Annotated in this window: 10 protein-coding genes; 2 read left to right on the forward strand and 8 right to left on the reverse strand. The window is 44.3% G+C overall.

The annotated features are described in order from the left end of the window. Positions 1 to 1666, reverse strand: a 1666-nt coding sequence (locus ACFWMP_RS26555; protein ID WP_379425227.1) for an S-layer homology domain-containing protein, incomplete at its 3' end; no start/stop codon positions are given. A 307-nt stretch (positions 1667 to 1973) separates the two neighbouring features. Here ACFWMP_RS26555 and ACFWMP_RS26560 point away from each other — a divergent pair. Continuing rightward, positions 1974 to 2990: a LacI family DNA-binding transcriptional regulator gene (locus tag ACFWMP_RS26560; RefSeq protein ID WP_076285281.1), complete on the forward strand. Its 1017-nt coding sequence runs from the start codon at positions 1974 to 1976 to the stop codon at positions 2988 to 2990. 113 nt (positions 2991 to 3103) lie between these two features. Here the strand turns inward: ACFWMP_RS26560 and ACFWMP_RS26565 are convergent, their stop codons facing one another. From ACFWMP_RS26565 to ACFWMP_RS26580, 4 genes are all read right to left on the reverse strand, one after another. Beyond that, positions 3104 to 10624: an S-layer homology domain-containing protein gene (locus tag ACFWMP_RS26565; protein ID WP_379425230.1), complete on the reverse strand. Its 7521-nt coding sequence runs from the start codon at positions 10622 to 10624 to the stop codon at positions 3104 to 3106. Between the two features lie 463 nt (positions 10625 to 11087). After that, positions 11088 to 12098: a ketoacyl-ACP synthase III gene (locus ACFWMP_RS26570; RefSeq protein ID WP_042191683.1), complete on the reverse strand. Its 1011-nt coding sequence runs from the start codon at positions 12096 to 12098 to the stop codon at positions 11088 to 11090. 132 nt (positions 12099 to 12230) lie between these two features. Then, positions 12231 to 12944: a hypothetical protein gene (locus ACFWMP_RS26575; RefSeq protein ID WP_379425232.1), complete on the reverse strand. Its 714-nt coding sequence runs from the start codon at positions 12942 to 12944 to the stop codon at positions 12231 to 12233. Positions 12945 to 13415: 471 nt separating this feature from the next. Further along, positions 13416 to 14813, reverse strand: coding sequence for an MATE family efflux transporter (locus tag ACFWMP_RS26580; RefSeq protein WP_042191684.1), 1398 nt, complete (start codon positions 14811 to 14813; stop codon positions 13416 to 13418). A gap of 160 nt (positions 14814 to 14973) precedes the next feature. Between ACFWMP_RS26580 and ACFWMP_RS26585 the strand changes: the two genes are divergently transcribed. After that, positions 14974 to 15855, forward strand: a complete 882-nt coding sequence (locus tag ACFWMP_RS26585; RefSeq protein ID WP_379425235.1) for a helix-turn-helix transcriptional regulator — start codon at positions 14974 to 14976, stop codon at positions 15853 to 15855. A gap of 71 nt (positions 15856 to 15926) precedes the next feature. Here the strand turns inward: ACFWMP_RS26585 and ACFWMP_RS26590 are convergent, their stop codons facing one another. From ACFWMP_RS26590 to ACFWMP_RS26600, 3 genes are all read right to left on the reverse strand, one after another. After that, complete coding sequence (locus ACFWMP_RS26590) at positions 15927 to 17528, reverse strand: extracellular solute-binding protein (protein ID WP_042191689.1); 1602 nt, start codon at positions 17526 to 17528, stop codon at positions 15927 to 15929. A 75-nt stretch (positions 17529 to 17603) separates the two neighbouring features. Beyond that, positions 17604 to 18497, reverse strand: coding sequence for a carbohydrate ABC transporter permease (locus tag ACFWMP_RS26595; RefSeq protein ID WP_339798540.1), 894 nt, complete (start codon positions 18495 to 18497; stop codon positions 17604 to 17606). An 11-nt stretch (positions 18498 to 18508) separates the two neighbouring features. Next, complete coding sequence (locus tag ACFWMP_RS26600; RefSeq protein ID WP_143759548.1) at positions 18509 to 19387, reverse strand: ABC transporter permease; 879 nt, start codon at positions 19385 to 19387, stop codon at positions 18509 to 18511. Positions 19388 to 19841: the final 454 nt, after the last annotated feature.

The raw sequence follows: 19841 nt of genomic DNA on the forward strand, positions 1-19841 counted from the left end.
GTGTTGGTGTTGGTGTTGGTGTTGGTGTTGGTGTTGGTGTTGGTGTTGGTGTTGGTGTTGGTGTTGGTGTTGGTGTTGGTGTTGGTGTTGGTGTTGGTGTTGCCGTTGGTGTTGGTGTTGGTGTTGGTGTTGGTGTTGGTGTTGGTGTTGGTGTTGCCGTTGGTGTTGGTGTTGGTGTTGGTGTTGGTTTCGGTGTAGGTGTTGCTGTTTCGGTTGGTGTAGTAGTTGCTGTAGCTGTTGCTTCAGGTGTAGAGGTTGGCGTTGGTATTGGACCTCCATTACCAGAACTGCTTGAGGCTGAAGTTGCTACTGGCAGTGTCGTTTTACTAGTGTTTCCTTTCTTTAATGGCGAGCCGCCAATCGTTACTCCATCGGCTTTGTTATCTATTGAGGTTACGCTACCGCTACCTTGAATCGCTGTGCCTCCAGCGCTCGCAGTCAGGATTAACGCGGCCACCTGTGCATTGTTCTCCAGAGTCAATTGCGTTGAGCTGCCCACCGTAAGACTGGCAACAGTTCCTGAGATTCTTAGCAAAGAACCGCTGACTGCTGAGTCTGCCGAGCGAACCGCCGCAAATATCCCACGAAGTGAGATAATATGAGGAACGACGTTCATCTCAACATCCCCAAAGCCTACTCCCGTAAGATCGCTACTCTCTTCCAAGATAGCTCCGGATTGCAGCTGCACAGTACCCACAGCTGTTGAACCGCTGGCATAAATTCGAACCTTCCCGTTAGGTTTGGCTACTTGAAGCGGCCCAAGAGAAGTATTGTGTAAGCCAATACTCTGCTCACCGCCACCTCGTACAAACGTAGTCCCTGTTACCTTTACACCTTCAAGCTTCGCATTCCCTTCGGCAATCCCCTCCGTTAAATAAAGATTGCCTTGGATGACAGTATCTTTAAGAACCACATCGGCATGATTAATGATTACATTGCCCTTTACTGTTCCAAGCGAAGTCTCTCCAGATTTTAAGATGAGTCCCGAAACCATTCGATCAGCAAGCTGAGCAAGCTCTGCACGTGTAATTCCGCCCTCAGGCTTAAACAAACCTCCAGGATAACCTTTAATAAAGCCAGCACTCGATAGGGCTGCTATCGCTTTCGCAGTTTCATCACTGACTCCGTTCAAATCAGTGAATGCTGATGTGCTACTTTTGTCCGTATTGAAACGAAACACTTTCTCCAAGGATAGTGCCGCCTCAGCACGCGAAAGCGCATGTGAAGGATAAATATTGTTATTCTTATCACTGCTTAAATATCCAGCTGTAATCCCTTTGGCAATTTCACTCTTATACCAGTCTGTAGCCAGCACATCCGCTGGAAGCTTATCCGATTGCTCCTGATAATTAAATATACGATTCATAATAGCTGCGAACTCTGCTTTTGTGACTTCCTTACCCGGTCGAAACGACCCATCGTCATATCCACTTATAATCCCATTTGCGCTCCAACGCTGTAATGGACCTGCAGCCCAATGGCTTGGAGATACATCCGTAAACGCTTTCAATACATCGATTGTTTCATTTTCCACTTTCGTTGCCGCTGAATCAGGTGAGTTTCCCTTTAATGGCTCTGCCGCTGAAGCATTCATGCTCCCAACCGGTGATAGCAGCCCGGTGACAAGGAGCATAGCAGCTATTGCTGCCGTGAAATTCCTCTTCATCCTAAACATCACTCCTCGAATTTCGTAATATTCGTAATTCAAGCGAAGAATCGAAATCGGTTTCGACAATGTTATTGTTGCTTAGATTTCCATATTTGTAAAGATATAATTTTGAATTTTTTTACATTATTTTTTTTGGAATATATCTCAGTATTAAAATATCCGTTTGACTTGTTTCGGCAATAAGAATAGACTTAAAACAACTGTTTTACTCTTCACTCCATTCAAAAAAACTCATAAATAACCGCTCTACTACAGTCTTTCCCCCATATTCCAACTATTAAGCGGAGGGTGGCTTATACTACATATGAATATCAAAATGATTGCCGAAATGGCAGGCGTTTCTGTCTCGACCGTTTCGAAAATTATGAATAATTATAGCGATGTTTCGGAAAAGACCAAGAAAAGAGTCCTGGAGATCATCGAGCAAACTGGATATTCACCATCCAACTCCGCCAAGACACTTGCAACCAAAAAATCGAATCTGATCGGTGTGATTTTTGCGGGTGAGCTTAATGTAGAATTTACGCACCCTTTTTTCGTTGAGGTATTAAACTCCTTCAAGAAACAAATGGGTGTACTGGGATACGATCTCATCTTCTTTTCGAACGAAAAATTTATTAGCAGCGGAGATTACTTCGCGCGCGCTGTTCATTTTAATGTGGATGGCTGTGTCATTATATCTGGACAGAAGATGGAGCCAACGATCCACGATCTGGACATGAGCAGTATCCCTTGTATCGGGGTAGATCTCGAACTAAAAGGGAAGAAGTCAGGCTTTGTTATGTCAGATAACTTCCAAATATCCTCTAAGGTCGTAGAGCATTTTTACCTTCTTGGTTATAGGGAGCTTGGTTTTATAGGAAGTGCCGCGGATTCAGAAATATCCAATCTACGGGAAGCAGGATATACCAAAGCTATCGAAAGTTTCGGTCTCCCTTTGAACCGGCGTTGGTTTGTACATGGCGACGATTTCTTTGAGTCCAGCGGGTATACGGCTATGCAACAATTAATTCAAAGCGGCAGTTTACCAAAGGCCATTTTTGCTGCCTCTGATTTGCTGGCTTTAGGAGCCATCCGTGCATTAAAAGAACATGACCTCCGGGTCCCTGAGGATATCGCCATCATCGGCTGTGATGACATCGAAGCCTGCAAATATACTACACCAAGACTGTCTACCATCCGTCAGAACAAACAACGACTTGGTATCCTCGCTGCCCATATGCTCTATGACTTGATTAACAATCAGTCAGGTGGTGGTTCATTTGTTGTGGAGCCCGTACTTGTTGTGCGCGAGTCCTGCGGAAGCCAATTGAAATTTTAAGGTATAACATAAATAAATCCCCTCAAAGTTTACAACGTCTCAGACCTCGATAAGATGTCTAAGCATTGTCTAAATTGAGGGGATTTTTCATGTAGGGAACTTACAATTTCATTTTAGAATTTCGCAAGTAGATTTGAAATACTTTGAGCTGCCTCGGCACGGGTTGTCATCGATTGCGGAAGGAAGTTACCATCCTGATGACCCGTCAGAAGCTTAGCTTCTAGCGCACCTTGTACATAGGTTACTGCCCAAGAACTAACTTTAGAGCTGTCATTAGTCGCATGGAATGAGCTTGCTTCCGGCTTAACGCCCGTACGATATGCATAGGCTCTTACCAGCATAGCTGCCATTTCCTCACGGGTAATCTGTTGATTAGGGTCAAAACGATCCTCGGATACGCCTTGAATAATACCTGCTTCAAAGGTTGCATTGACCGCCTCTTCGTACCACGATCCAGCGGCTACATCTTGGAATGAAGTCGGACTATTCGCAGTTAAGGAAAGCGCTCTGCTGAGGAGAGCTGCATATTCTGCTCTTGTGATGGAACCCGATGGGTTAAACATAGCGTCAGATTGTCCCTTCACAATTTGTTTAGCAGATAGTTCCTGAATAGTCTTGTATGCCCAGTGACTTTCAGGTACATCTCGATAGCTGCTTTGGAACGAAAGAACAACGTATTGGCTAAAATGATTTAAATCTACGGTAAGACTGGTTTTGGATGGATTCATCGTCCCCCCTAGATAGGTAAAGCTTCCATTTTCCTCAATACGATAAATACCCGCTAGAGCTGGATTGGTTCCATTTAGAATCGGTAGTGTTATCTTCACGGGTACAGGGAATTGCTTCAGTGAATATTTATTACCGGACTCATCTGACATGAGTAATGAGAAGTCCATGATGTCACTAACCCGTGAATACGGTGGAGTTATTGTAAGTTGACTCGATTGAATGGCTTTCATCTTCAAAAGTATTGTTGCTGTCTTCGCAGTTGATGGCAGAAGCTTACGAAGCTCATTCAATACTTTGGAGGACATAACGGCACGAACCCCATTCACTTGAATCTCTAAATCCCTATTGCCGATCTGATCGAGTTGATCGATCGGAATCATAACTTGATTCTTATCCGCTTGAAGCTGCAAAATGATGTTTCCTTCAGCACTCTTCGTTAAGAGTTCATCTGGGATAACAACCACCCCTGCAGGCAGCTCCGGCTTCACTACCACTGGCGGCGTAACGCTTGATCCTGGGTTCCCCCCCCCCGTTGGTGGTGTTGTCGAGGTATCATTTTCGCGCATAACAGAAATAGTGTACATCTGTTTGGTTCCATCTTGAGCTGTCACAGTTACGGTGATCATATTAGTGCCGACATGTAAATCTCCACTGCCTGTTATCGATACAGTAGCCATAGCATCCGCTGCTCTATAGGTTACTCGCGTAACGGTTGTTGAGTAAGGTACAGTCAGTTCGTAGTTGTATTGCCCAGAGGCAAATCCACGAATCGTAGTTCCATTAACGCGAAGATCTACCAGATCTGCATTGCTTGAAGACTCCGCTTCAGGCTGACGCGTAATGATGATCGTATAAATATTTTGTAATCCGTCTTGAGCTGTCACGGTAACCTTCACGACGTTCCTACCAACCTCAAGGGCTCCACTACCCGTAATCTTAACTACGCTAGTCGGATCGTATGCCGTATAAGTAATATCCGTTACCGACGTACTATAGGGAACCGTTACGTTATAGTTCAACGTACTAGGTGCAAAAGCTGGTAGAGTTTCCCCATTCATTCGTAGATCGGACAGCAGAATTTGGTTAGGTAAGGATTCTGACTCACGGATGACGATAATGGTATACACATTCGAGCTGCCGTCTGGAGCTTGGACATGCACTTCCACCAGATTCTCGCCTACTTGCAGAGATTTACCACCTATGACATGAACGCTTAGTAAAGGATCTGCTACCTTATAAGTGACCTCTGCGACCGAAACATTATTCGGTACACGAATCGCATAGTTCATTTGATCCGGTGTGAAGCCGATCAACGATTGACCGTTTACCTGAAGATCTACTAGTGTTGCCTGAGAGATCTGTACTTCTTTAGTTGCAGTGGTCAAATTCGGCATCGTTTCATGCCCTTTCGCATCTGCAATCATCGCTTGCGTAATTTGTACAGCAGTAGCCTTTTCTTGTGGTGATACTCGTAGCTTAAGAATCGGAGCATCTGCTTGAATGCCATTCGTTGAGGTTAGAATGATTCTTGTCATTCCATTAACCGTCTCTTTGCGCACAATCTTAACGCCAGGTTGAGCCGGTTCAATCGATGAGAAGATGAGACTGCTGGAGTCTACATTCAAATCGATGGCTGTCACATCTGAAGTCGCATTGTTGATTGATACTTCATAACCGTTAACCTTTTGTGTAGCAGCATCAACTAATTTTGTGAATCGCAAGTCCGCAGCACCCGATTGTTTCTGTTCGGTTTGAGGTATGAACATACCGTCAATGACATGAGAATCTCCAATGGATGGGTTCAGGCCAAGTGCAGTTAGAACTGTTGCAGCCAAGTCTCTTGTATTCCCACCTTGCAATAATTTCTCCTTCCCGTCTTCGGTGGCTACTGTTCTACCATTCGCCGCGAAGAAGATTGTGGTGGCAAGGGGCTCATCTTGCCCATGACTTGTTGCCATGCCCAAAGTTCCGTCTGCATTCTCTTTACCCCCACCATGGTCAGGCAGCATGAGGATGAGCGTGTCTTCCAACAAATGATTGTTCTTTAAAGCATCATAGATGGTCTGGATGTTCTTATCCGTCTTCTTTATTTGCTCATAATACGACTTCGTATAGAATCCATCACCATGGCCCGCCCCATCCATATCATCCAATTGGAAGAAAATTAACGAGGTATCTTTCGCTTTGCCGCTAGCAGCGTATTGCGTGAACGCCGCTACATCAGCTTCATCTCCTAGGGAATAACCTTCGACACCAACAGAAGGTTCAATATGCCCCTGAACGATGTTGCTCCAGGTGGAGAATACCGTTTGTTTAGTAGCAGGCAATGCCTCCCTAATTTTTTTGAATACCGTTGGGTAGTCCCATGATTCACTGTATGTGTAGGCTGCGGTATCATCATTATATAGACCATGCTTTTCATAACCAACACCATTAATCATCGAACCCCAGTTTGGAGATGAGCTGGAAGGTAAAGTAGTTTTAGCCGTATAGCTAATAGCTCCATGCTCGATAATGTTCCGAATGGCTGGAATTTGCAGGCGATCGCCTACCTTTTCTTTCTTGGAGCTAGGCGTCTCCCAATAAGGCGCATCCTTGGAGACCGCTACACCCCCACCATCAATCCCGATGACAACTACACGTTTATAGGGCTGGTATTGGGCTTGGGTTGCCATATCTGCCAGCTCTTCATCCGAAATGCCTTTCGCAAGTGCAAGGTCACCTATCGTAACATAACCATCTGCATTAAGATCTTCGGAAGCTTTAGCATGGATCTGAATAACGGCAGGCGCCGAATCAAATGCCTTAATCGTTAGTTTTGTTGATCCAGTATAGAAATCCGCATGCTTAACTTCAATGATGCCTTGGCCGGAAGCACCAAGCGTATTGAATTTGAGCTCCGAGATTCTGGACTTTGCATACTCCAGCGGATTCTCGATGTTATAGACATTACCTCCTGGCAGTTCTAGTCTAACGATACCAGGGATCGAAGCGTCTGTCTTCGTTGCGCGAGATGCGCTGACAAATTCGAACTGTTCTGGATCATAGGCTATCTCAACGACAGCTTTGTCCACTTTAGTCGTCATATCAGGCGTACGCAAATCTAGATTATATCGGAATTGCGTACCTTGAACCGTGTGCTTAGCTCCAATCAGATTTAATGAACCTGAAAAATCCTCAATGGAAGCAAGCGGTGGAGCACTGTTATACATATTAGAAACTTCCTGCGCGGTTAATGTTCTTCCATACATATGAAGCTCATCAAGCTGTACTTGCAGCGCATTGCTGTAATTGCCTGTACCATCATTTCCGATCATGGTTGACAATCCTGTATCCAGCGTACCCGTTCGACCTGCAATGGTCATGGTGCTTGCTATACCCTGATAGTTCGTGCCATTAACTTTGGTCACATTTACAGGAACACCATCTTTATAAAAATCAACTCGCCCTGAAGCACGATCATGCGATATGGCGATATGATGCCAGGTGCCATCTACAACATTTGGAATTTGGGCATCTGCACGCGATTCGCCGGATGTATTAAAGTTCCATTGGAGTGCACTTCCCTTCAGCGCTAAGGCATAACCTACATTTGCACCGGAATCCCAATTTTTGTTGGATAGAATCGCAGGGTCTCCTGAGACAGAAGGCGATTTAACCCAAAATGCGAACGAGAAGTTCTTGTCCTTGCCGAATTGCAGACTTGTTGGCTTGCCAAGATCAACATATTGCAGCGCTGAGCTCTTGGAATCGATACTCAAGGCTTGTCCGACGCGACCTTTCACGAACTGTGGATCTTTAACCGGTGTTGCCGGTATAGCATTTACAGATTGATCCTCCAAATTATTCTCGAAGGACATCTGTAGAAGTGTATCCGCAGAGAGCACTGAGCTACCAGTAAAATCGATTTCACTCATACTGGTGAATAAAGCGGTTGGGTTATAGGTGCTCGTGACAACAAATTTCACATATCTACCTTGTATCGCTTTATCCAAAATATTGAAGTCTTGATAGCTCGTGCCTTTCCAGGTTTTCTGGAATGTGCCGATCGCTTTATTCGCCGGATTGCTCAGGTACGCCGGATCGGTCAAATCCGATAATTGATCCGAGGCGTAGAGTTCAAAATCCTTTGGAAATTCCAGAGCCGTCTGACTTAAGCGGCTAGTGCGCCCAATACCAGTTAAGTTCTTACTACCCTTCATGTCGATAATCACCCAATGTGGAAATGAGGCTGCAGGCTCCTGCCATTTGGAATGCCAAATCGTAGCGGTATCGTTATCTAGGATGTTCGCAGCATTGGCATTTTCATTGTCCGCATAAGAACTAAAGGAGTTGATAGTGAATGCGTTCTTAGGAATAAAGGAATATATTGCTGCCTGTTGTATTTTTTTATAGACCCACTGAAGCTCGACATAAGCAAGGTCAATTTCGGTTGGGCTATTACTTGCCGTCAGTAGTCTGGCTTTCTGAATTTGCTTCGCAAGCTCGTCTAGCTGTTCTTTCGGGTAAGATACACCACTGACTTTATCGCTGATCATTTGGAAGGAAGCAGCATCATGAATTAATGTGGTGAGCTGTTCAAAGGTAAAGAGCTGAACACCCTTATAGGAATCCGACAAAGCTTTGTTTTCCGTGGCAGTGAGCGATCTCTTCCAGATTCTCAGATCATCTATGGTAATCGTTGCTCCGCCATTTCCTTTGTTGCCATCCACACCAATCAGCGTGTTAAAGGTTGTATCTACACTTTGAGTACCAAGCGAGGCAATACTCCCCGATGCCTTCTCCGTCCCATCTACATAAACTTTTGCTAAGTTGTTTGTTCTGTCCGCTGTAATGGTAAAGAGATGCCACTCCGTTCCTACACTTGATGCTGTAATATCCGCTCTTTTCGTTCCATCACTAATATTTAAGGTCATACCATTGGTGGAGGCAGGTCCAATATACCAACCTAGATTACCGCCACTATTCCAGTTCTTATTGGAAAGGATAGTCTGATCCCCGGAAAGATTGCCTTTGTGCCAGAAAGACACGGTGAAGCTTCCTGCTCCGAATTTCAAATCATCACGCTTGCCCAAATCAATATTATTACTATTACCCGCTGCAATGAGCGCAGCTTTATTGGATTTACCATCGACATACGTTACATTGCCTGCTAGACTTGCAAGCCCTGTCACATCTTTAGCTTCATCGGATAGGTTACCATCCAATCTCATATCGACCACTAGGTCCTTCCACATGGTCGATGGATCAATTGGCGTCAGTTCAGGTGCTTCATTGCCGGCTGTGAACGATTGCTCTAGCGTTGCAGAGCGATTCCCGTAGGCATCAACAGCTGTCACTTGAACAATGTATGAAGTTTGAGGTGCAAGTCCTTCGAGTGGAATATTCATTGCATTCGGAACCGGGGAAAAGTAATAGTCAGAGAATACATTCACAGATTTGCTGCTAACTCCAGACCTTTTATCGATAACATTGATTTCATAATGATGCATAGATTGATCATCTTTCGCTTGCTTAAAGGAAAGTAAAGGTACCGTATCCTGATTCGTTATGTCGAGTTCACTATTGAATATAGGAGCAACCTTATTACGGTTAGCCGTAGTGTACTTGAAATTGCTCTTAATCGCTTCATTCGTTGAGCCTTTTAGCTGAATGACCCACTTGTCTCCAGCAACTGTACCCGCACTGTTGAATGGAGGCTGCGGCTCAGCCGTCCATTTACCGTCTGTGTAGATATCTCCAGGATCTGCGTTAAACGCAATCCGATCCACCTCAACCCGATCCGCATATACCTCAACGAAGTCGGCCTGACTGACAGGAAATTCAAAACGTCCTTCAAGTCCCTTCTTAGTCACTTGGGAGTAACCGCGATCGGATTCAATGTAAGACATGGAGCCAAGGTTAACTGAAGTGAAATCCTTCTGGTAAATGGAGCGATCATCACTAATATTCAGATGGGAATGTCCGGAGAAGGTAATCACTTGAGGATAGTCTTTGAGATCCGTATATAGATTAGGATTCGATGCCTGTTGCCCATCCATTACCGTATTCGATATAGGTTGGTGCACATTCACGAAGATGGGGGTATTCTGATTCTTCGGATCAGCTGTGAGCTCTGCAAGTCTACCCTTTAGCCAATTACGCTGACCTGTATCTGAGTTGTAGTTGTTCCCGTTTAAAAATAAGAAATGATAGCCACCGATTTCAGATTCATAATAGCCATTCGGCTGGCTTGTGAACCAGTCCGTGGGATAATGTTCGTTGACTTTAGCAACGGTGGAATCGTGGTTACCTATAGCCATTCGGATCTGGGTGTTATTCCACTGCTTTCTAGCTAAATTTTGCTCAAAAATTTCCCGAACCATCACATGGTCATTAGGCTTGTCGTTCCCATTATCATTAATCATATCGCCAACGACGAGTATCGCATCCGGGTTCGGAAAAATCGACCCTATCGTATCAAAGAATTGGGTATAACGTGCATCTGCTGAAGCATGCGAGCCCACATGTACGTCTGACATCGCTACAAACTGGAGTAATGGCTTTTCTTTGGTCTTGATGATATAAGAGAAGGTTACTCCTTTACTAGCTACACCATCTTTGATCGTAATGGCAGACAAATTCGTTGTTTTGGAAATCGAGATCGGCGCGTTATATTTTAAACTATGAACATCCGGAAGTGTGCCGTCGAGTGTATAGTAAATGTCAGCATTCTGCGTTGCAGTTGTGAGGTGGATCGTCTGTGCTTCTTCATATCGGCCGGTGGGTACAGAAGTCGTTGGTTGATCTACAGATAGAATCTCAGATTCTTCAGCTGCAAACACAGGGGTGATATTCGGCATAGTGGAACAAATCACTGTGAGTGCCAGTAATAATGCAACAAATTTCCTACCTTTTCTGAACAAAATCATCTCTCCCAAGCATTATTTTATAGTTTTGAATCCCATAAGAACTCTCCATCGACAAAAGAGCTAACTACCCTTATCTCGGATATATTCGATAACTCCTCCTTTCTTCATCCTATTCAAAGTACATACCATACTATTTTTTTTGGTAGACTGGGGTCTGCTGTGTTTATTGTAGGTATGGATTATTTGCCTAGCATTAAATATCTGTAAACTTCAAAAGATGCATCCAAAGGCTGTGATATGGGTCAAAACGCCTAACTCAATACCAAAAGATGCCTAATAAACGAATAACATCTGCATATCATTAGCCGAATATGATCACAATAGTAGCCTAATACATGCATAATATATGCCCAAAAATACTTTTAGTAATGAAACAAAAACGACCGTTCCTCGAAAAAATACCGAGAAACGGTCGTTGCTTTAACAAAGTTTTATTATTTATGTTTACCTGAACAACTCACAATAAAGTTGGCTCCCCTACTTGCTCATCCAAGTTCAGCTCTACCAGTTGACCGGCCTGCGTCAGCCCCGCACCAAAGCCATACATCAGAATCTTGTGCCCGTTCTTTACTTTGCCTTCACGAATGCCCAAATCAAGAGCTAAGGGAATTGTTGCGGCAGAAGTATTGCCAAAATTCACAAGACTATGCAGCACTTGCTCCATCGGATAGTTCATACGCTCGCAAATCGGCTCAATCATTCTCATATTTGCGCTGTGTGGAATAAACCAATCGATTTGCTCCAGACCCACTTCTGCTTTTTCAAGCAGCTGCTGTACACCGAGAGGAACGGTTCTGACCGCCCAACGAAATACCTCGCGTCCGTTCTGTACGAGCATCTGTGTATCTACCAGTTCAATATTATTCACCGTATGGGCTAGACCCGTGCGATACACATGATGCGCGCCGCTGCCATCACTAGCTAGCTGAAAGCCTAGAAATCCCGTCGATTGCTTATCACTCTCCACAAGCACTGCACCAGCCCCATCACCAAAAAGGATACATGTACTGCGATCAGTATAATCTGTAATCTTGGAGATCGTATCCGCACCAATCACTAGAACCTTACGGTGCATCCCTGAAGCAACATAGCTATGAGCTGTATGAAGTGCATATACAAAACCCGCACAGGCTGCGCTCAAATCTATAGCTCCTGCAGTCTGCGGAATATTTAAGCGGTCTTGAATCAAAGAAGCTACTGAGGGAAAGGAAAAATCAGGTGTACTAGTAGCTACAAGGACCATATCCACATCCTCAACGTTTTTTCCATAACGTTTCATTAGATCCTGTACTGCCGATACACATAAATCGCTTGTGTATTCATCCTGCCGACTAATTCTGCGTTCACGAATTCCAGTCCGCCCCACAATCCACTCATTATCAGTATCCACCATCTGCTCAAGATCGGCATTCGTCAGTCTTTTTTCCGGGACATAAGTTCCGATAGCTGTAATTTTTGCACCTGTCATTCCAATCACCTCTTCATTTAGTATCTGATATTAGTACTTGGTACTAATTATAACTCTACACCTGCTATAAAGTAAAGAAAGCCGGTAAAGCAGCATGGCTTCCCGGCACTATCAATACATATCTCGAACCATTTAAGCACGATTTGCTTTACGGTGTTTTCTTTTTCTGACGAAAAATAGAATCGCAGCAATGATCACCACCACTAGGATGATTAACACGATCACTATGTTCCATACATTTGGCACATAAAGCTGCATTTTGATCGGCTCCGTATCCCCCAGCGTAACATTCCAGGTAAGTGTTCTGCCTTCATCAACAGCTGCATTATTATCACCAATTAGATCTATTGGCAACGTTAGTTTAAAATCAAATGCAAAGTTTTTCAACACCGCCCGAATAATCGGCTTTGATAAACTCAATGTCCCCATGTTATCCATAATAGTATCCACATAGCTATTAAATTGAGGCTGTGCCTCAACATCATACGTGGTATATAACAAATTCTTTTTAGTAACGAGCTGTAGATCCACAATATCCAGCCCCATAGAGGTTGAACCTATATCCTCAAATGAAGCGTAATTTTTCTGGATTTCATAGACTGTAGACTTACCTTCTTGTCTTTTCTCTAGCTGAATTCCTTCCTCCTTCAGTTTGTCTGTCAGACTCTTCTCCATCTTATCGCTGATCAATGCTTCTGTTCGGGAATCCAATTTCACATTCATTGCTAAATCTACGCTTTGATTCTTATTCACCGTGACGTGAACGGTACCATTAGAACATCCCGATATTAGTATCATCATTAAGAGCAGTGTTAGGATCGTCAAGCCTCTCCATTTTAACGGCATTTTCCTCAAACCCTTCAGTAGTATGTATTCATAAAACAGGTACCCATGCTCTAAAGGCTAACTCATTTATATCATAGAATCAAATTCTATATGAATGAATAATCAAATTTCAGAACCATCAAACTTAAATTTTATACTCGCACAAAAAAGAGGCTAACCCTTAAGTAATTATTTACTCATGGGTAGCCTCTCTCCGAAAACATCCCCAAACACCCACAGCTCGGTGGGCGATTGCGCAGCAGATGGGGATTAGTGCTTGGCGCACTTAGGGTGCTCAGTGGTGCTTGGAATGCTTGATGTTTGTTGTCGCTCGATGTTACTTGCAGTTCTCAAACTTTCTATTGGACTCCAGAGTCGCTATTTTCGAAAAAACGGCTCTTTTGGGCAACTATCGGACCCCAGAGACACTATTGGTGCAAAAAGACATCATTAGACTCCATTGCCCACCATGGTCGGCTTATAGAGTCCCGCTCATATAGTTAACGAAGTACTTCTTTTCCCGGCTCCATGTAGTGAGGCATTCCCTTCACTCAAACCAATATCCGCCTGACGGATAACTTTCCTCCCTCTCCAGCGCATTAGAACAAGCATCCCCCGCACAAATTCATCAGCAATCATACAGCAGTAGATCCCTGTGAGCCCCCAGCCTAAGCTGATTCCAAACCAGTAAGAACATCCCACTCCAATAATGGACATAGACACGATGGAAGTATACATCGTATAACGGGTATCGCCGATGGCGTTCAGCGCATTACCCATGCCCATATTCAACATTTTGCAAGGTTGCAGTAGGAGATTTAGGGCCAGTAGGGAAATCCCAATCGCAATAATCCGCGGGTCGGAAGTAAAATAACCTAGTAGATTCCTGCCGAAAAGAAATAGCAGTAACATGTTCGCTGATACAATAGCCAAGCCGATATACAGCGTGCGATAGGCACTACGATAAGCCTCTTTCAGCTTCCCTGCCCCGAACAAATGCGCGATCTGTATCTGTCCAGCCAGCGCGATTGCATACCCTAACGTGAAGCAAAAGGACTCTAAGGTATTGAGATAAGTCCGTGCGGCTAACGCTTCTGCGCCCAGTGCGGCTAGAAAGGAATAGACAATCAACTGAGAGAACACCCAGCAGGAAGAATTAATCCCTAGAGGCCAAGCAATCCTTATAATTTCCTTGAATAGCTTGCCGTTGAATATACGGAAATCCCTAAGTCTAATCTTAATCTCGAAGGAACCTCTAAACATGGTATACAGCATGATCACACCGACCAGTCTACTGATAATACTTGAGATTGCGATTCCCGCAAGCCCTAGCTGTGGCAGACCGAACATCCCGAATATAAAGGTATAGTTCAGAATAATGTGAATGACATTTATGATGACCCCTGTGTACATTGGTCCTCTGGTGTTCCCTGTATTACGAATCGCTGTTCCAAGGGAAGCAATCATCCCCACCAAAAACAGACCGCCACCGACATACGAGATATAGATATTGGACAGTGATAATAGCTCAGGCGATATATTTAGAATCCCCGCTATTGGACCCGCATAGAAGAACAGGATGATACTCACGACAATACCAAGAATGAGACTAACCGATACGCCCATAATTGCAATCGTACGCGCTTCGCTGAAACGTTTTGAACCCATTCTTTGCGCGATCAGGATCCCCGCTCCGCCCGCAAAGGTGGTAAAAAGTGTGGTCAACGCACCAAACAATTGATTGGAAATGCCGACTACGGCGACTGCATCGTCTGAAATACGGCTGACCATGAGCGTATCCACCGTACCTAGCAGGGTCTGTAGAAACACCTCTATAAATATAGGCCAAGCCAATACCCATAGTCCAAAGCCCTGTCTTTCTTTTTTCACTAAATAAACCTCCCCTTAAACCAAACATGCATACTGGACCTAAGAAACAGCATATTTTTTCTTTAGGTCAGACTAAATTATAGATGATATACTTTTGGTGATGGTACAGATTTCAAACCAATAATTTCATTATTTCAACCTCATAAAAGGAGATCTCTCCATGAACATTATTAATTTTACCGTCCCGCCAATGCCCTATTATATCGTAAGTGGATTGCACACCTTCTCACCAGGGCATTACCACATGAGCCGCCACAATATCAAGGTTTTTGACTTACTTGTAGTCAAGCAGGGCTGCCTATATATGAATGAAGGAGGTCTCACCTTTCAGGTACGTGCAGGTCAGGCACTGCTTCTTCGTCCAGATAGCCATCATTTCAGTACGGACAGCTGCAAGGAACACACCTCTTATTATTGGCTGCATTTTCAGACAGTGGGCGATTGGAATATTTCCGAGGCTACAGCTTCAACACCAGAGACAGAACACACCAGAGTGGAGCATCCTCTTCATTCAGACGAATTTAATATACGCACTTTTACCTTACAGCTGCCCCAATATACCTCTCTGCTGCAACCGTCCAAGATGGAGGAACTGCTCTCGCAGCTGAATCAACTAGCGCCTAATTCCCATTTGAGCGATACTCCATTTCAGCAGCAGCTGCTATTCCAAGAGGTTCTCCAGCAATTATCTGCCTCTCTGCGTCATGAGCGTCCCTCTCCCTCCAAAATATGTGCAGAGCAAGCTGCCTCCTATTTGCGCAGTCATTTCCGTGAGCGCATTACAGCACAGCAGCTAGGGGAGAACCTGAACTTTCATCCTGTATATATCGCTCGTTGCATGAAAAAGGAATACGGCTGTGCACCTATGGATTACCTGCTGCACTACCGAATTCAGCAGAGTAAGCTATTGCTGATGCAGACCAGTTACACGATTGCCCGGATCGCCGAGGAGGTCGGCTTCAATCAAGCGCCTTACTTCAGCTCCAGCTTCGTCCGCATTGAGGGAACCACTCCGCGGGAATTCCGCCAGCGCTTCTCGTAGTCTCCTAGAATACAAAAAAAGGGATATTCCCCCGCCTTTATGGCTTAAGGAACATCCCTTGCTCTTCTTTATTACAAACCCTTTTCCTGTACGTAAGCATTCCATTGCTTGATATATTCCGCCTGAATTTTCTCAAGGCCGGCTTGTTTAGCCTTCTCCATGAAGGTAGCTAGACCCGCATCAACATCCTCTACCAATCCGGCTTGCAGCGGATACAGGTATTGCTTTTCTACCTGTTCCAGCGCCGCTTTTTCAGCCTGATAAGAGGTGTAATCTTCAGCAAATCCTGTGAAGATATCCGGCTTCTGAATCTTATCAAGCTCAGCGAAAATCTCTTTGACGCCATCATAGGATTTGTCGAATAACATAAATTCCGGGTTCCGCCATGCCCAGCCGTTCATCCCTTCACGAGTGAAGCCGTTCGTAGAAGCATCTCCAATAAGCTCATAATAGCCGTTTGCATCAACCTTATAATTTTTTCCCTCAACACCGTATTGTGTCAGCTGGTTATAACGTTTATCCAAAACCATCTTCTCATAAAAGGCTAATGCACGTTCCGGGTTCTTGCTGCCCTTCGGAATAGCAAATCCATTATGAATAGGATGCACCGGTGTTGCGTAACCGATCGTTTGACCATAAGGATAGTAACCCAACTCCCAATCTGGATGAGCTGCTTTAACTTTCATCAGCGTATCGTTGAAGCGAGTCGGGTTATCACCGAAGATGGATGCCGCTTTACCCGCAATAACCGGAGCCTGAAGAGTGTCCTTCACGTTCAATACATTTTTGGAGATTAGGCCTTTTTCCTGCCAACGTCTCATGGTCAGCAGTTCTTCTTTATGTTCCTCCGAGCCCCAGTAAAGATAAGCCTTCGAAGGATCGCTGTACTTGATTCCGATACCATAAGGCAGCGGACTTCCGACCATCGCGGTAAGTGTAGTGTAGACATCATGCAGATTGCCCCTCACATCACTGTTAAAGGATGCCGGCGACATCTTCGGTTCATTCTTCTTGATCCCTTCCATATAAGCCTCATAGCTGGCCAGATCTGTTGGCTCAGGCAGATTGTATTTCTTACGCAGATCCTCACGCCATACGAAACCGTTAGTTACATATTCCTTATAGGTCGCGGGTACAGTGTAAATCTTGCCATCAATCTTAACTGCATCCCACATATCCTGCGGTACAAATTGCTGGAGCGCTGGAGCAGCCGTCGGCAGCAAATCATCTATAGCCAAAAAAGCTCCTTTTTTAGCATAAGCTTGATACTGTGTCCAATCCGCAGTAAAAATCAAATCAATCGATTGTCCAGAAGATAGTAGCAATTTGTACTTCTGATCCCAGTCTGTCCAAGTCGTATAGTTGAATTTAACGGTTGCATTCAGATCTTCTTCAGCCATCTTGTTAATTTGCGATTCAATACTTGAAAGATCTTTCGGGGCATCGCCCAGCATATAAAACTGCAGCTCTACCTTCTTCGATGTATCCAGCCCCGACTTCTCCTCAGTCTCAGCATTGGTGCTCTGAGCCGTATTCCCGCCGCTATTACTCTCTTTTACCGCTGCATTTTCCCCGTTCGTGGAACTAGAATTCCCCCCACAGCCTGCCAGTAGAGCCAAGCTCAGTACTGACGTGAGCAGAATAGACATGCTCTTGCCCCGTAGCTTATTCATCTGAATCCTCCCTTTTCACTATGCTTCTATGTTAGCCGACTTTACCTAAACCCGGGTAGGGGTAAGGTTACGGTTCTAACCTTTTACAGCTCCGATGGTCAACCCTTTGACGAAGTAACGCTGAACGAATGGATACAGAAATAGAATTGGTCCAGTCACAACAATCGCCATGGCCATTTTGGTAGACTCAGCAGGGACTTCTGTAGCCAGAGACACCCCAGTTCCAGCGCCCATCTGTGCAATGAACTGCGCTGAATTGATAACATTGTACAGATAGAACTGCAGTTGATATTTATGGGTATCATTAATGAACAGTGAAGATGTGAACCAGTCATTCCAGTAATACAATGCAAGGAACAATCCGACTGTAGCAATCCCTGGCATGGAGAGCTTGAGGACGATCTGCCAGTAGATTCTGAAATCACCGGCCCCATCGATTTTCCCAGAATCAAATAGCTCCTCAGGGACTGCTGATTTAACGAAATTCTTCATTAAAATAATTAAGAACGGTGTCATCAGGCCTGGTAGCACCAATACAGCATAGGAATCCAGCAGACCGAGGTATTTAGTAATCATGATGTACCAAGGAACAAGTCCTCCACCAAACAAGGTCGTAAAGTATATATAGAAGGAAAAGGTATTGCGGTATTTGAAATCCTTGCGGGCCAGCACGTAACCAGCCATCGTCATGAAGAAGAGTCCTAATGTCGTTCCCACTACAGTGGTGACGATGGTGACCGTGTAAGCACGCAGTACTTCATCCGGGAAAATGAACACCGTCTTGTAGCCTTCAAGAGAGAACTCACCAGGAATCAGATGATAGCCATCCCGGATAATAGATTCATTGCTGGTTAATGATGCGGATATAATTAGCAGAAAGGGCAGCAGGCAAGCAACCGACAGTCCAATGATGACCACATAGGCGATTGCATGAAGCATCCGTGTATATTTATCCTTTTGAATTTTCATTTCTTGTCCTCCTAGAACAGGGCGTAGTCATCATTTATTTTGCGAATAATATAGTTAACCGTCATGATGAGGACAAAACCGAACAAGGACTGATAGACCCCGGCAGCAGTAGCCATGCCCACATCAAACGTTACTTTAAGCGAGCGATACACGTAGGTATCTAGAATATCCGTCGTATTATAGAGAAGCCCGTTGTTTCCTATTAATTGATAGAACAGATCAAACTGCCCTTTCATAATACTTCCGAGCGCAAAGAGCAGCAGCACCACAAAGGTTGATTTCAGCATTGGCACTGTAATATACCAAATCCGTTGAAAAATATTAGCGCCATCGATCTTAGCCGCTTCATAATATTCATCACTGATCCCTGTAATCGCTGCTAGATAGATAACCATGCTATAACCGAGATTCTTCCATAGATAGAAGATAATAATTAGAAAAATCCAAGCCCAGGGTTTGCTGTAAACATCCACCGGATCAAGCCCAAATTGTGTAAGCATTGTATTTAAGAAACCGCTGTCATAATTGAACAGGTTGTAGACAATAACACTTAGAATGACGAAGGATACGAAATATGGTAGAAACATTATCGATTGGCTAATCTTTTTAAACCATTTCCCATTCAGTTCACTTAAGAGAATCGCACAAGCAATCGCCAGCACATTCCCAAGTACAATAAAAGCGATGTTGTAACCTATCGTGTTCATCGTCAGCTTCACCAGTGTGCCGGATCTCCAGAGAAACTCGAAATTCTGCAAGCCGACGAACTTGGAATTAAACATACTGCTGTTGAAGTCAAATTGAGTGAACGCATAATAGATACCTACCATTGGAAAATAAGAATTTACTAAGAAAAAGATCAAGGTGGGCAGCAGCATCAGAAACATCATCCGATTGTGTATCAGTTCATAAATAAATCCCTTCTTCTTTCTTGTCGTCCGTAAGCGTGCTCTTCCATCGGCCTGGATGCCAAGTTCGACGGTTGAGATTCCTTTGGATGAGGTTTGGCTCAAGGTCTCTCACTCCCTTTAATGTAGAAACTGCATAATTCCACTATAGGGTGGTTCTTTTGAACACAGAAGTGAAGCTTCATAGCTTTCCTGCACAAACTGGAGAAACCGCTAATGAACAATAAGGATGTTTATGAAGCAGCGATGAATCGTGTTAATGCCAGTGTACATAGGGGAGTGCACTCGAATATCCCGAAAATAATGATGATATGTGCACAAATATTTATTTTCTTCACAGCTATATATTGGTAAAATACAACATTCTAGTGTTACTCCACTGTTCTGTTCACTCTAGGGCAATTATAATAAGAGGACTTCATATCTAGAGTTCATC

It is taken from the genome of Paenibacillus sp. NPDC058367 (assembly GCF_042723305.1).
Lineage (GTDB): Bacteria > Bacillota > Bacilli > Paenibacillales > Paenibacillaceae > Paenibacillus_AQ.

Bases quoted from the DNA above. Each gene is read 5' to 3' on its own strand.
- ACFWMP_RS26590 (WP_042191689.1), bottom strand. From the start codon at position 17,528: ATGAATAAGCTACGGGGCAAGAGCATGTCTATTCTGCTCACGTCAGTA.
- ACFWMP_RS26560 (WP_076285281.1), top strand. From the start codon at position 1,974: ATGAATATCAAAATGATTGCCGAAATGGCAGGCGTTTCTGTCTCGACC.
- ACFWMP_RS26575 (WP_379425232.1), bottom strand. From the start codon at position 12,944: ATGCCGTTAAAATGGAGAGGCTTGACGATCCTAACACTGCTCTTAATG.
- ACFWMP_RS26570 (WP_042191683.1), bottom strand. From the start codon at position 12,098: ATGACAGGTGCAAAAATTACAGCTATCGGAACTTATGTCCCGGAAAAA.
- ACFWMP_RS26585 (WP_379425235.1), top strand. From the start codon at position 14,974: ATGAACATTATTAATTTTACCGTCCCGCCAATGCCCTATTATATCGTA.
- ACFWMP_RS26595 (WP_339798540.1), bottom strand. From the start codon at position 18,497: ATGAAAATTCAAAAGGATAAATATACACGGATGCTTCATGCAATCGCC.
- ACFWMP_RS26600 (WP_143759548.1), bottom strand. From the start codon at position 19,387: ATGATGTTTCTGATGCTGCTGCCCACCTTGATCTTTTTCTTAGTAAAT.